Source organism: Methylobacterium sp. CM6244 (genome assembly GCF_054817885.1).
The window spans coordinates 4,228,070-4,241,334 of the sequence record NZ_CM139247.1; the positions used below are offsets into that span (position 1 = coordinate 4,228,070).

At 67.4% G+C, this 13,265-nt stretch carries 8 protein-coding genes; 4 read left to right on the top strand and 4 right to left on the bottom strand.

The window, feature by feature from the left end:
* Positions 1-4 precede the first annotated feature (4 nt).
* From ACYQML_RS19865 to ACYQML_RS19880, 4 genes are all read right to left on the bottom strand, one after another.
* A complete protein-coding gene (locus ACYQML_RS19865) occupies positions 5-1,162 on the bottom strand; it encodes a Gfo/Idh/MocA family protein (RefSeq protein WP_461233795.1) in 1,158 nt (385 codons plus the stop codon).
* A 221-nt stretch (positions 1,163-1,383) separates the two neighbouring features.
* Complete coding sequence (locus tag ACYQML_RS19870; RefSeq protein ID WP_461233796.1) at positions 1,384-3,789, bottom strand: PAS domain S-box protein; 2,406 nt, start codon at positions 3,787-3,789, stop codon at positions 1,384-1,386.
* A gap of 154 nt (positions 3,790-3,943) precedes the next feature.
* The gene (locus ACYQML_RS19875; RefSeq protein ID WP_280136546.1) at positions 3,944-4,069 is read right to left on the bottom strand and encodes a hypothetical protein; all 126 of its coding nucleotides are present in this window, start codon (positions 4,067-4,069) and stop codon (positions 3,944-3,946) included.
* A gap of 111 nt (positions 4,070-4,180) precedes the next feature.
* Positions 4,181-5,605, bottom strand: coding sequence for a phosphatase PAP2 family protein (locus ACYQML_RS19880; protein WP_461227656.1), 1,425 nt, complete (start codon positions 5,603-5,605; stop codon positions 4,181-4,183).
* A gap of 359 nt (positions 5,606-5,964) precedes the next feature.
* Between ACYQML_RS19880 and ACYQML_RS19885 the strand changes: the two genes are divergently transcribed.
* The 4 genes from ACYQML_RS19885 to ACYQML_RS19900 all read left to right on the top strand — a co-directional run bounded on the left by ACYQML_RS19885 (position 5,965) and on the right by ACYQML_RS19900 (position 13,168).
* Positions 5,965-8,643 (top strand): MGH1-like glycoside hydrolase domain-containing protein, encoded by a 2,679-nt coding sequence (locus tag ACYQML_RS19885; RefSeq protein WP_461233797.1) that lies wholly within the window; start codon positions 5,965-5,967, stop codon positions 8,641-8,643.
* Positions 8,644-8,942: 299 nt separating this feature from the next.
* The gene (locus ACYQML_RS19890; protein ID WP_082470168.1) at positions 8,943-9,452 is read left to right on the top strand and encodes an RNA polymerase sigma factor; all 510 of its coding nucleotides are present in this window, start codon (positions 8,943-8,945) and stop codon (positions 9,450-9,452) included.
* A gap of 103 nt (positions 9,453-9,555) precedes the next feature.
* Complete coding sequence (locus ACYQML_RS19895; RefSeq protein WP_461233798.1) at positions 9,556-10,491, top strand: FecR family protein; 936 nt, start codon at positions 9,556-9,558, stop codon at positions 10,489-10,491.
* A gap of 127 nt (positions 10,492-10,618) precedes the next feature.
* Positions 10,619-13,168, top strand: coding sequence for a TonB-dependent siderophore receptor (locus ACYQML_RS19900; RefSeq protein WP_461233799.1), 2,550 nt, complete (start codon positions 10,619-10,621; stop codon positions 13,166-13,168).
* The last annotated feature ends 97 nt before the right edge of the window (positions 13,169-13,265 follow it).

The window sequence follows — 13,265 nt, forward strand, 5'->3', positions numbered from 1 at the left end:
CGGGCTAGTTGAGCGGAACCTTGTCCTTGCCCTTTCCGGGATTCGACGTGTTGACGAGCTCCGGCGATTTCTGTGCCGAGAGCGTCTGCTCCTGGCTCTTCGGGTCGATGCGCTTGGTGCGGGTGAAGGGTTCGAGGGTCTGAGACGTGCCGGTCTGCAGGGCGCGGACGATGCCTTCGATCACACGGAGATCGGCGAGGCCTTCCTCGCCATCGGGCTCGGGCTCACGGTCCTCGAGAATGCAATCCGAAAAGTACTTCAGCTCGCCGCCGAAATGATCGGTGTTCTTGAAGCTGGCGTGGCTCTTGTCCTCGCCGATCGTGACGGTGTGCTCCAGGGGCTTGCCGTACATGTAGGCCGGGTTGACCTCGACGCTGCCCTTGGTGCCGACGACCGAATAGCTGTCGAGGGTATTGCCGTAATAGGACAGCACGAACTGCGCGATGCGGTTCTGCGGGAAACGGAGCGTCACCGCGACGGTATCGTCGAAATCGCCGAGGCCGGCTTCGGGGTGACGGATGCCCACGGCCGAGACCACCTCCGTCGGCTCGTCGCCGAAGATGTAGCGGGCGGCGTTGATCGGATACGGACCCATATCGAAGATCGGGCCCGCTTCGATGCCGCTCGTCGCCCGGTGGTTTTCGGGCGAGACCATCTGGGTGAAGGTCGAGGAGAAGGTCAGGAGATCACCGAGTTGGCCGGAGCGGATCAGGTCGATGGTCGCCAGGGTGCAGGGCTCGAAATGCAGCCGGTAGGCCACCATGAGCTTGGCGCCGGACACCTTCTGCACCGCGATGATCTCTCTCGACTTCTCGGCCGAGATCTCCAGCGGCTTCTCGACGAGGACATGGATGCCGGCCTTGAGCGCCGGCACCGCGAACTCCGCATGACGCCAGTTCGGCGTGGCGAGATAGATCGCGTCGATCGTGCCCGAGGCCAGCAGCGTGTCGAACTGCTCGTAGCCATAGGATTCGGTCACGCCGTATTGCGCGCCGACGCCGCGCGCCTTCTCCGGATCGCCGGTGACGAAGGCGACGACCTCCGAATTGCCGGTGTGCTTCACGCCGGGCAGCATGGCTTCCTGCGTGATGTCTCCGAGGGCGACGAAGGCGTAGCGGACCTTTTTCGAGGATGTCAGGCCGAGGGCGGAGGCGATGCTCATGCGGATGTCCGTGCGGTTATGCGTGGCGTGCGGCCTTGGCCGGCGTGGAAGGACAGGCCGAGCCGAGGCGCCCGCGATGTCGGGCAAAGCCGGCAGGCTACGCGACGGCAAAAGGCCCGGCAGAGCGCCATGTCGGCCGCGCGCCGGCTGTGATGAGAAAGGAACGTTGCGTTGCAGCGAATGTTTCCGCGTCGGCCGGTCGCGCCCGTCCGTCCCCGGCCTCAGCGCGAGACGGCGAGCCGCAGGATGCGCGACAGGTCGGCCACCGAATAGGGTTTGCGCAGGAGCTCGAACCCATGGCTGCCCTCCTCGGCGAGGACGTGGCTGTAGCCCGAGGTGAGGACGATCGGCAGATCGGGCCATTTGCGGCGGATCGCGTGGCCGAGATCGATGCCGTTCATGCCCGGCATGACCACGTCGGAGAACACTACCTCGAAACCGGCGGAGTCGCGCGCCAGGGCGTCGAGGGCCCGCTGCGCATCCGTCACCCAATGCGTGACGTAGCCGAGTTCCTGCAGGGCCTGGGTCGCGAAGGCACCGACCTCCGCGTTGTCCTCCACCACGAGCACGCGGGTGCCGTGCCGCTCGGCCAGGGGCGGCGGCTCGCGCACCGGCTCGGCCGCCACGGCCTCGCCCGCCGCGCGCGGGAGATAGAGGGTGAAGGTCGTGCCCTGGCCGAGGCGGCTTTCCACCACGACCTCGCCGCCCGATTGCTTGGCGAAACCGAAGACCTGAGACAGGCCGAGGCCGGTGCCCTGCCCCACGCCCTTGGTGGTGAAGAACGGCTCGAAGATCCGGTCCAGCATCTCGGGCGCGATGCCCGAGCCGGTATCGGCGACGGAGACGGCGACGAAATCGCCCCGGATGCGGGGATGCGCCCGCACGGCCGGAATGGTCGTGGCGCGGCGGACCCGGATGGTCAGCCGGCCCTCGCCGTCCATGGCGTCACGGGCGTTGACGACCATGTTGACGAGCGCCGTGTCGAACTGGCTCGGATCGGCGTCGATGAGGCAGGCCAGCGGCTGTCCCGCATCGTCCTGGCCGGTCTCGATCTGGGTCACGACCTGGATGCGCGCGCCCGTGAGGGTGCCGACCATGTCGGCCACGGAGGCCACGCCCTTGGCGACGTCGAAGACCTCGGGAGTCAGGGATTGCCGACGGGCGAAGGCCAGGAGCTGGCCGGTGAGCTTGGCCGCGCGCGTCACCGTATCCGAGATGGCGTCGACATAGCGCCGCCGGCGCTCCTCCGGCAGGTCGGGCCGGCGCAGGAGGTCGGTGGAGGACCGGATCACGGTCAACAGGTTGTTGAAGTCGTGGGCGACACCGCCGGTGAGCTGGCCCACGGCTTCGAGCTTCTGCGATTGGCGGAGCTGCTCCTCCAGGGCCTTGCGCTCGGTCACGTCGCGGCCGGCGGCGTAGAAATGGTCACCCTGCGGGATCGCGTTCCAGGAGACCCAACGCTCGCTGCCATCCGCCGCCAGCTGCCGGATGTCGAGGTTGTCGAGGATGGCGCCGCTCCGCAACCGGTCCATGGCCTGCTCGGCCGCCTTGCGGTCGTCGGGATGCACGAAAGCGTCGAACCGCGCGCCGACCAGGGAATCGGCGGGCCAGCCCAGCATCTCGCTCCAGGCCGGATTGACCGACCGGTAGATTCCATCGAAGCCGCAGATCACCAGGAGGTCGCGGCTCGCGCGCCAGACGAGGTCGCGCTCCGTGGTCCGCTCGCGCGCCGTCGTCCTCAGCACGGTCTCGGCCTCGCGCCGGTCGGTGATGTCGTTGAACAGGATGGCGACGCGCCGCTGGACCGGCTCCCCGATGCGCAGGGCGTGCACGTCGAACCAGCGGCCCAGCGTCACCGCCCCGCTCTCGAACCGCACGGGATTGCCGCTCAGCGCGACCTCGCCATAGGTTTCGAGCCAGCGGGGTTCGATGCCGGGAATGACTTCGCTGACCCAGCGGCCCTCGACGTCGCCGAGGCCGGCCTGCCGTTCGAAGGCGGGATTGACCTCGATGAAGCGGTAATCGATGGCGCGGCCCGTGGCGTCGAACCGCATCTCGACGATGCAGAATCCGGCATCGATGGCATCGAACAGCGTCCGGTAGCGGGACTCGCTCTCGGCGAGCTTGCCCTCCTCGGTGCGAAAGCGGGTGACGTCGAGCTGGCTGCCGAAGAAGTAGCGCAGGCGCCCGTCCCGGTCGAAGACGGGGCTGACATAGAGCTCGTTGCGGAATGGCGTTCCTTCGCGGTGATAGTTGATGATCTCGACCACCACGTCGCGCCGCGCCGCGATGGCATCGCGCAGGCGCGCCACATCGGCCGGGTCGGTTCCCGGCCCCTGCAGGAACCGGCAATTGTGCCCGACGAGTTCCTCGGCCGAATAGCCGCACAGGTCCTGGAAGGCGCGGTTGGCGAAGACGATGGGATTGTCGGGCTGGTTCGGGTCGGTGATGATCTGCGGCATGCGGGTCTTCTCCGCCGCCGTGAACAGCAGTTCCGGCCCCGCCGCCGAGGTTTTCTGGCCGCTGTCCGGGGAATGGATGCCGGACGCGATCTCCGCTTTCAGCCGCGCGATCTCGGCCTCGAGTTCGGCCTCGCGCCGCCGCAGCCGATCGATGTCGTCCTCCATACTGCCCGTTCCCATCCGGCCGCCGCATTCACTCGGGCTTCGAGGACCCCAACGGGCGAACGCGCGGTCGGCTCCCTAACTCAGGTTGGGGAGACTGTCGCGCATCCCTCGATCGCCCTGCCCCGTGGCGCGAGCGCGGGGACGGCGGCGGTATTCAGCCGCGTGCGTCCTCGTCCCATTCCACCCGCGGATAGGAGACCGGCGGCTCGCGCAGCGCCCAGAGTCCCAGGCATCCGACGGCACAGACCGAGGCGCTGATGTAGAGGATGAGGTCGAGCACGAACGATGTCCTCGCGACGGGTTGGCGACGCGGCATTCTCCCGCGGCATGGCTAAGAAAGCCTGAACGCCCGCGGGATGGCGGCGGTCTAGAACTGCTCGTCCCGCAGGCGCTACGGCGCGGTGGCGCGCCGGCTCGCCGCGAGGGCCGCCGCCTTGCCGCCTGCCGCATAGAGGTCGAGGCGGGAATACAGGCCGAAGACCGAGCCGTCGTCGAGGAAGCCGCCGGCCGGGCCGAGGGTGGCGGTGAGGATGGCGTTGGCCTCGTCCAGGGTCACGGCCGGAAAGGCGGCCGTGAGGAGGTGTCCGGCCTCCGGCGCGACCCGCGCGACATCCACCGCCTGGCCCGACCGGGACTGATGCACCACCGGCAGCCCGTAGGTCTGGGTGGAGGCGTAGAAGGCCCCGTTGGCGGCGGCATCCTTGAAGCGGCTCCGGTCGGCGGCGGCGCAGGCGGTCACCGTGTCGCCGCAGCGCTCGCGAAGGAAGGCCTGGAGTTCCGCGCGCGCCGCTTTCAGGGCCTCGGGATAGTCGGAGATCGTCACCGCGCCGTCGGTGGCGCGGCTCATCTCGTTGTCGATGGCCGGGTTCGCGCGGGTCTGACCCACATAGGCGGGGTCGTTGGCCAGCAGATGGGCGACGGCATGGAGCGCGACCGCCCTGCCCCCGAGCACGTCCATGGCGTAATGGGCGCCGACCACGATGCGGTTGTTGCCGTACTCGGCCCCGCGCGCGATCATCTGCTGGTAGCGCTCGGGCACCAGCAGGGCGAGGAGCAGCGATTCCGTGTAGCCGTAGGTGGTGTGGCCGCTCGGATAGGACGGGCTGTCCGTCAGGTTCTGTTTCGGCCCGCGCAGCCAGTCCATGCTGTGGGAGGCGGCGCCGAAATAATCCTCGCCGCGATAGGCGAGAAGGCTCGGCTCGGTCTGGAACGGGCGCGAATTGCCGAAGGCGTCGGCACCCGGCGTCCCGGCGGGACGGCCATAGGCTTTGCCGAAGACATCCGTCGTGCCGCCGACCTTGGTGAGGATGGCGCGGGCGGGTTCGGAGACGGGCGCCTCGCCATTCGTCGTCGCGTTGGCGAAGAAGTACTTCCCCGCATTCGAATCCGACTTGGTGATGTTGTTGGTGTAGCCGATCAGGCGGGCGAGGCTGCCCGAAACACTGGTGAAGGTCTTGAAGTCCTCGTAGCGCGCCTTGGCCTGGTAGGCATCTCCCAGTGCGGTGCCGAGGCCGTCGGCGAGCTGCGCGGCGTTGCCGTCGGTGATGAAGCAATCGCGCAGGGCGAGGCGCTGTTGCTCGGCGAAGGGCAGCAGCAGGGGCTGCGGGTGCCGCCCCATCTGGATGTCGCCGGTGACCGTGAGGTTCGCCGCCAGCGCGGCCTTGCCCTCCGCCGTCGCCGGCAGGGCGCTCACCGGCGCCAGCCCGCGCAGGGCCTCGAGATTCGTCGCCGATTGTGCCAGCGCGTGAGCGGGCGCCAGGGCGAGGCATGCGATGAGCCCGAGCGTGCGGGCCGTGTTCGTGCGTGGTCTGGTCATGGCACCGGAATCAGGCTGTCGTGGCGGTGGCGCAGGCTAGCAGAGTGCTCCGCCCATCGCCGCCGGTTTTCGCGCCGGACCACGCGCACCATTCCGTGACGCCTGCGTGACCCGTTCTCCGGCGGCGGGGCGAGGACCGCCCCTGACGGAATGTTCCTCGGAGACTTATCCGCGCTTGGCGCTAATGGTGCATCTCGGCTCCCACTGAGCCAAAGCCCATCGGGACCGATGACCGCCCATAAGCCGCTATCCATGTGTTGCCGCATGATCCCCCGCCCTCGCCAGCCGTCGCCCGTCGCCCGCCGGTCGTGTCCGTGCGGCGAGGCCCGCAGGCCCGGTCCGGCACGAGGGGAATCGGCGTGAGCGAGCTCGACGGCTGGGCCGAACGCCGCCGCATCGCCGAGCAGGCGCGGGGCGAGCGCGCATGGTCCCTGTGGGGCCCGTATCTCGCCGAGCGCCAATGGGGGACGGTGCGGGAGGATTACAGCCGCGACGGCAATGCCTGGCGCTCGCTGCCGCATGAGGAGGCACGCTCGCGCGCCTATCGCTGGGGCGAGGACGGGCTGGCGGGGATCTGTGACGAGCGTGCGCAGATGTGCCTGTCCCTCGCCCTGTGGAACGGCCGCGACCACATCCTGAAGGAACGGCTCTTCGGCCTGACCAACGAGGAGGGCAATCACGGAGAGGACGTCAAGGAGGTCTATCACTACCTCGACGCGACCCCGAGCCACGCCTACCTGAAGTTCCTCTACCGTTATCCGCAGGCCGCCTTCCCGTATGAGGACCTCGTCCGCGAGGGGCTGCGCCGTGGCCGTGATCAGCCGGAATACGAGATCGAGGCGACCGGAATCTTCGACGGGGACCGGTTCTTCGACGTGACCGTCGAATATGCCAAGGAAGATATCGACGACATCCACGCCGTCATTACCGTGACCAACCGCGGTCCGGACGCCGCCGACCTGCGCGTCGTGCCCCAGCTCTGGTTCCGCAACATCTGGTCGTGGCGCGAGGGACCGGCCGAATCGCGCCCGCGCATGGCGGTCCAGCCCGATGGCGGCATCGCCTGCGAGCATCCGCGCCTCGGCCGATACCGCCTCTCCTTCGACGGCGAGCCCGAGGTGCTGTTCTGCGAGAACGACACCAACCTGCGCCTGCATGGCTGGCAGCCCGATGCCGCCGGCCCGTTCAAGGATGGGCTCCACGCGGCCATCGTCGGGGGCGACGAATCCGCCGTGCGGAGGGATGGGGGGACCAAGCTCGGCCTGCACTACGCCTTCCGCCTCGCGCCCGGCGAAACCCGGCGGGTCACCCTGAGGCTGTCGGCGGGGTCGCGGCCCCGTCCGGTCGACCACGAGGGCGCCATCCTGCTGCGCCGCGTCGCCGAGGCGGATGCGTTCTACGATGCGTTGCAGGACGGGATCGCCGATGCGGATTCCCGCGCGATCTTCCGGCAGGCCGCCGCCGGGCTGATCTGGTCCAAGCAGTTCTATTGCTTCGATGTGCGGCTCTGGCTGAAGGGCGATCCGCTCCAGCCCGCCCCTCCCCACGAGCGCGATGGCGGGCGCAACATCCACTGGCGTCATTTCGCCGGATCCGACGTGCTCTCGATGCCGGACAAGTGGGAATATCCCTGGTTCGCGGCCTGGGACCTCGCCTTCCACTGCCTGCCGCTGGCGCTGCTCGACCCGGATTTCGCCAAGAAGCAGCTCCTGCTCCTCACCCGCGAATGGTACATGCACCCCAATGGCCAGCTTCCGGCCTATGAATGGGAGTTCGGCGACGCCAACCCGCCGGTCCATGCCTGGGCCACCTACCGGGTGTTCGAGATCGACCGTGACCGCCGCGGCGGGCGCGGCGACCTCGCCTTTCTGGAGGGCGTCTTCCACAAGCTCCTGATCAACTTCACCTGGTGGGTGAACCGCAAGGATGCGGACGGCCGCAACGTCTTCCAGGGCGGCTTCCTCGGCCTCGACAATGTCGGGGTGTTCGACCGGTCGCGGCCGCCGCCCGGCTTCGGCCGCATCCACCAGGCCGACGGCACCGCCTGGATGGCGATGTATTCGCTCAACATGATGCGCATCGCCCTCGAACTCGCGCTCCACAACGACGTCTACGAAAGCACCGCCTCGAAGTTCTTCGAGCATTTCCTCCTCATCGCCGAGGCGATGACCGACATGGGCGGCGAGGGCTTCGGCCTGTGGGACGAGGAGGACGAGTTCTACTACGACGAGGTCGACATTCCCGGCGGCGGGATGCTGCCGTTGCGGGTCCGCTCCGTGGTGGGGCTGGTGCCGCTCTTCGCCGTCGAGGTGATCGAACCCTCGGTGCTGCAGCGGCTGCCGGATTTCGCCCGGCGCCTGAACTGGCTCCTCGAGAACCGCCCCCACCTCGCCTGCCTCGTCTCGCGCTGGGACGAGGGCGGTGTCGGCGACCGCAAGCTGCTGTCGCTCCTGCGCGGCCACCGGATGAAGGCGCTGCTGCGGCGCATGCTCGACGAGGCCGAGTTCCTCTCGACCCACGGCGTGCGCTCCCTGTCGAAGGCGCATCTGGAGCGGCCCTATTCCCTCAACGGGTTCGGCGACGCGTTCACGGTGCGCTACGACCCGGCGGATTCCACATCGAACATGTTCGGCGGCAATTCGAACTGGCGCGGCCCGGTCTGGATGCCGATCAACTACCTCGTCGTCGAGGCGCTGCGGCGGTTCCATTCCTATTACGGCGACGATTTCGTGGTGGAATATCCGACGGGATCGGGTGTCTTCCTCACCCTCAACGCCATCGCGGACGCCCTCACCGACCGCCTGATCTCCCTCTTCGCCAAGGGCGAGGACGGAAAGCGCCCGGCCTTCGGCGATCGCCCGCCGATCGCCTCCGCGCCCGGCGCCGAGGAGGCCCTTCTGTTCCACGAGTTCTTCGACGGCGATACCGGCCGCGGCCTCGGTGCCTCGCACCAGACCGGCTGGACGGCGCTGATCCTCAACCTGCTGCACCAGAAGGCGCGCCAGACGGAGGTGGAGAAGGGGAGAGCGGCGGACTGACGGGCCATGCGAGGGGCAACCGAACGGCCATGCCGCAGCCACGAACCTCGATCCGTCTTGTTGTGGCGCTGCAACACCACGACGAATTGATGCCCATCCGGAAACGAGATGTAGTTTAGAAATGTCGTTCGGGAGAACATTTGTCCCGAAAAGACAAAGGTTTGCTCACTCGAAAGACGAGTTATTTAGAAAACATACAAAGTACCACCCGGCTTGCATAATGAGCGGCTCGCTTCTTTGCTCGGAGGCACGGTCATCAAGCGATGCTGCCATGATCCAAAGTGGGTGGTACTGGTATCATGCCAACGGTTTCAGTCGATGCGCTGCATCGTAGCGAGGGCCTGAAGCTTCAACGCTTTCTGCTTCGGCTGCTCGACAATCCCGCCGACGCCGCCGATGCGATGCAGGAAACCTATCTCCGCCTCATCAAGGCGCTCAACAGGACCGAGATCGAGCACCCGCCGATCTTCCTGTTTTTCGTGGCCCGCAACGTCGCCAACAGCTTGGGGAAGCGTCGCCGGTTCGAGGCCGATCTGTTCCGGCAGGTGACGGACGTACACCTCGCGAGCGGCGTCGACGAGACGATCCGCACGGAGGAGCAGGTCGTCGCGCGCCAGCAGCTCCGCTTGGTCGCGGCCGCCATCGACGAGCTGCCGCCACGGTGCCGGGAGGTCTTTCTGCTCAGTGCCTTCGACGGGCTTGCGAACGGAGAGATCGCAGCGCGGCTCGGCATCAGCCGCAACATGGTCGAGAAGCACCTCATGAAGGCGCTGCTTCATACACGCCGTCGCTGTGCCGACTTCTTCTAGTGTTGCGATGCTACGACCCCGTATATCGGGAGCTTGCGATCCGGCACGTCCGCTATGAAGGACCGGATCGGCCTATCCCCCCTCGGCACATCGATAGAGCGGCATGAACGAGCGCATCTCACCGGATGCATCGCCCGGAGGGGAGGACGATCCCGTCTATGAGGCCGCCGCCTTCTGGGTCGTACGGCTTACCTCGGCTGATGCGAGCAGTGCAGATCGAAAGGCCTTCGAGGTCTGGCGCAGGGCCGATCCGGCCCATGCCGAAGCCTATGCGGAGATGGAGACGTGGCGTCGGACCATGGGCCAAGTGCCCGATCCGCGCGAGCGTAAGTCCAGGCGGGCCGTGGGGCTGAGCGCCGTCGTGGCGATCGCCTTCGCCGGAATCGCGGGGGCTCAGCTCGGTCTGATCGATCGCCTGCGGGCCGATGCGTGGACGGGCGTGGGCGAGATCGAAACCCGCACCCTGGTCGATGGGAGCCGGATCGACCTCAACACCGACACGGCGGTCGCGTTGCGCTTCACCGCCGAGGAGCGCGCCGTCGATCTTCTCCGAGGCGAAGCGGTGTTCGATGTCGTGCCCGATCCGCGGCGTCCCTTCATCGTGCGCGGGAACGGTGTCAGTGCCCGCGCTGTCGGAACCCGCTTCTACGTGCGGGTCGATGGAGCCGCCGATCCCGTCGGCGTTGCCGAGGGGCGTGTCGATGTCTCGACGGCCGTCGGTCACGCACTCCTCCATCCGGGTGAGGTCGCGTTCCGGGACGCGGGCGACCGCCCCGTCGCGCGGCAGGGAAATGTCGCAGAGGCGATGTCGTGGCGAGACGGTAAGCTCTCGTTCTCCGGCCAAAGCCTCCGGCAGGTCATCGCCGAACTCGAGCGCTATCGGCGCGGCCGGATCTTGCTGATGGATTCCTCCGTCGGCGAGCGGCGCTTCAGCGGCACGCTCGATCCGCGCGATACCGACGAGGCGCTCGACGTGCTGGTCACCGCGATGGGGATCCGCGTCACCCGCCTGACGCCGTTCGTGATCCTGGTGCGTTAGCCGCCCTTGTCCGACGCGCGAAAAAAGTTTCGGGGCGGACGTCAGGAGATGCGCCGGTCGACGGTCTATCTGCGCAGGGACGAAGAAGCGCGAAGCGCACCGCCCCGGTTTTGGACGGATGGGGCCGATGATGGTGATGCAGGATCGAGATGTCGGGGCGCGCTGGCTCGCGCGGGGAGCGTGGATCGGCGTCTCGCTCATCGCGATGAATCAGGCCGCGGCCGCTCAGCAGTTCTCCACCGCGCGCCGGCTCTTCCAAACCCTGCCCCGGTTCGACCTCGTCCCGGGCTCGACACGGATGGCGGAGCATTCCGCCGAACAGACCACGATCCGCGTCAGGGTTTCCATCGAGGCCGGCCCGCTCGAGCCGGCACTCGCGGCCCTGTCCAAACAGGTGCAGCTCAAGCTGGCCTACAGGACGTCACTGACCGAAAATCTTTTCACGGCGGGCGTCGCCGGCGATCTCCTGCCCCTCGAGGCCTTGGCCAAGCTGCTGGAAAACACCGGTTTGACGTATCGCTCGGCCGGTACGTCGACCATCACGCTCGTCAATCCGCGCTTCGTCCAGCTCGAAGCGCCGACGGCGCCGCCGGGAGGTGTCCTCCTCGATGAGCTTTCGGTGGAGGCGCAGCGCGCGAGCGCCGCGGATTCGATGTCGGCCGCCTCACGCTTGTCCGCCCCCTATGCCGGGGGCCAGGTCGCACGGGGGGGACGGATCGGTTTGCTCGGCAATGTCGACACGGCGAAAACGCCGTTCAACGTCACGAGCTACACGGACCGCTTCATCCGGGACCAGCAGGCGAGCACCGTGTCCGAGGCACTCATCCTCGATCCCTCCGTCCGGGCCACGCAGACAACGGGCGCGCCCTTCGACTCTTTCTCCATCCGCGGCTTTCCCATCAACGAGGGGACCAGCGGCGAGATCGCCTTCGACGGGATCTACGGCGTTGCGCCGAGCCTGCGTGTCCTCACCGACTATGCCGAGCGTATCGAAGTCCTGAAGGGTCCCTCGGCGGCACTCTCGGGGATCGCTCCGAATGGGGGAATCGGGGGCGTCATCAACGTGGTGCCCAAGCGTGCGGGCGAGGATCTGACGCGTGTCACCCTCGATTACGGTTCGATCGCACGCGGCGGCGGCCAACTGGACATGGCGCGGCGCTACGGCGCGAACCGGGAATGGGGGGCGCGGTTCGTCGGCAGCCTGCGGGGCGGCGACACGCCCATCGACCGCCAATCCGAGACGACGGGGGTCGCGTCGCTCGCCCTCGATTACCAGGGGGACCGATTCCGTGCGTGGCTCTACCTCCTGGCGCAGAACGATCGCTTCACCGCACCCCTGCGTCCTTTCCTTCTCAGGGCCGGCGTGCCCGTACCGAGGGCCGCCGACGGTCGTATGAACGTGAGCCAACCCTGGGAGTACTCGAAGGTGGACGATCGCGGCGGTCTGCTGCGCATGGAGTACGACCTGAGCGACCAGATCACCCTCTTCGGCGACATCGGCGGTTCGCAAACGGGTGTCGAGCGTTACTTCGCGTCCGCACCGACCATCACCAACGTCCTCGGCGACACCACGACGGCCCCGCAATACTACAATCTCGGCGTCGACCGGCTTACCTACGACGCGGGCATCCGGACCAAGTTCGAGACCGGATTCATCCGCCACGCCTTCGCGGTACAGACCTCGGTCTACACCGAGGATACGGGACGGGATCTTTCCGCCGTGCGCGGCAGCTATCTGTCGAACATCTACAATCCCGTCCTCGCCCCCTACATCGCTCCGGTCATCTCGTCGTCTCGGCCGCGCCTGTCCGACAGTACGCTGACGGGGGTTTCGGTGGCGGACACGATGTCCGTCCTCGATGAGCGCATTCTCCTCACGGTGGGCGTGCGTCAGCAGCGTATCGAGGCCCGCAACTACGTCTCGAACGTGGGCACCCTGGCCTCGTCCTACGATCAGAGCGCGACAAGTCCCCTCTTCGGTCTCGTCGTACGGCCCTGGGAGAACATCTCCCTCTACGGCAACTATATCGAGGGTCTGAGCCGTGGCGACATCGCTCCGGCCACCGCGACCAACTTCGGGGAGGTGTTGGCGCCCTACGTCGCGCAACAGGTCGAGGCCGGCGTGAAGGTGGATTTCGGCCGGATCGGCACCTCCTTCAGCGCCTTCCAGATCACGCGGCCCATCGGCGAACTGAGCCCGGACAGCCGCTATGCCCAAACCGGCGAACAGACCGTGAGCGGCCTAGAGTTCAACGTCTATGGCGAGATCGCACCGGAGCTGCGTGTCCTCGGCGGCCTCACCTTGCTCGACGGCGTGCGCACGCGATCCGCGCTGGCCGCCAATGTGGGCAATCGGCCGATCGGCGTACCCGATGTGCAACTCAATCTCGGAGCCGAGTGGGATCTGCCCTGGGTCCCAGGCCTGACCCTGAACGGCGCTGTCATTTACACGGGGCGGCAATTCGTCGATACGGCGAACGCTCAAGCCCTGCCGGATTGGGCCCGTCTCGATCTCGGACTTCGCTACGCGACCCTGTTGGACGGGCGCCGGACGACATTCCGCGCCAATGTGGTGAACGTGACGGGGACGAATTACTGGACCGGCGTGGCGTCGTTCGGCACGTTCTTCCAGGGGGCGCCGCGCACCTACCTGCTGTCGATGTCGATCGACCTCTGATCGGCGACTTTGCTTTCCGCGCGCGTTGCCGGTCGGGACGGGAACGCATGCCCGTTCCGATGCTCTGACGGCTTGCCGTCGGGCTCGACCACTGGCA

Bases quoted from the DNA above. Each gene is read 5' to 3' on its own strand.
- ACYQML_RS19890 (WP_082470168.1), top strand. From the start codon at position 8,943: ATGCCAACGGTTTCAGTCGATGCGCTGCATCGTAGCGAGGGCCTGAAG.
- ACYQML_RS19895 (WP_461233798.1), top strand. From the start codon at position 9,556: ATGAACGAGCGCATCTCACCGGATGCATCGCCCGGAGGGGAGGACGAT.
- ACYQML_RS19900 (WP_461233799.1), top strand. From the start codon at position 10,619: ATGATGGTGATGCAGGATCGAGATGTCGGGGCGCGCTGGCTCGCGCGG.
- ACYQML_RS19870 (WP_461233796.1), bottom strand. From the start codon at position 3,789: ATGGAGGACGACATCGATCGGCTGCGGCGGCGCGAGGCCGAACTCGAG.
- ACYQML_RS19880 (WP_461227656.1), bottom strand. From the start codon at position 5,605: ATGACCAGACCACGCACGAACACGGCCCGCACGCTCGGGCTCATCGCA.
- ACYQML_RS19865 (WP_461233795.1), bottom strand. From the start codon at position 1,162: ATGAGCATCGCCTCCGCCCTCGGCCTGACATCCTCGAAAAAGGTCCGC.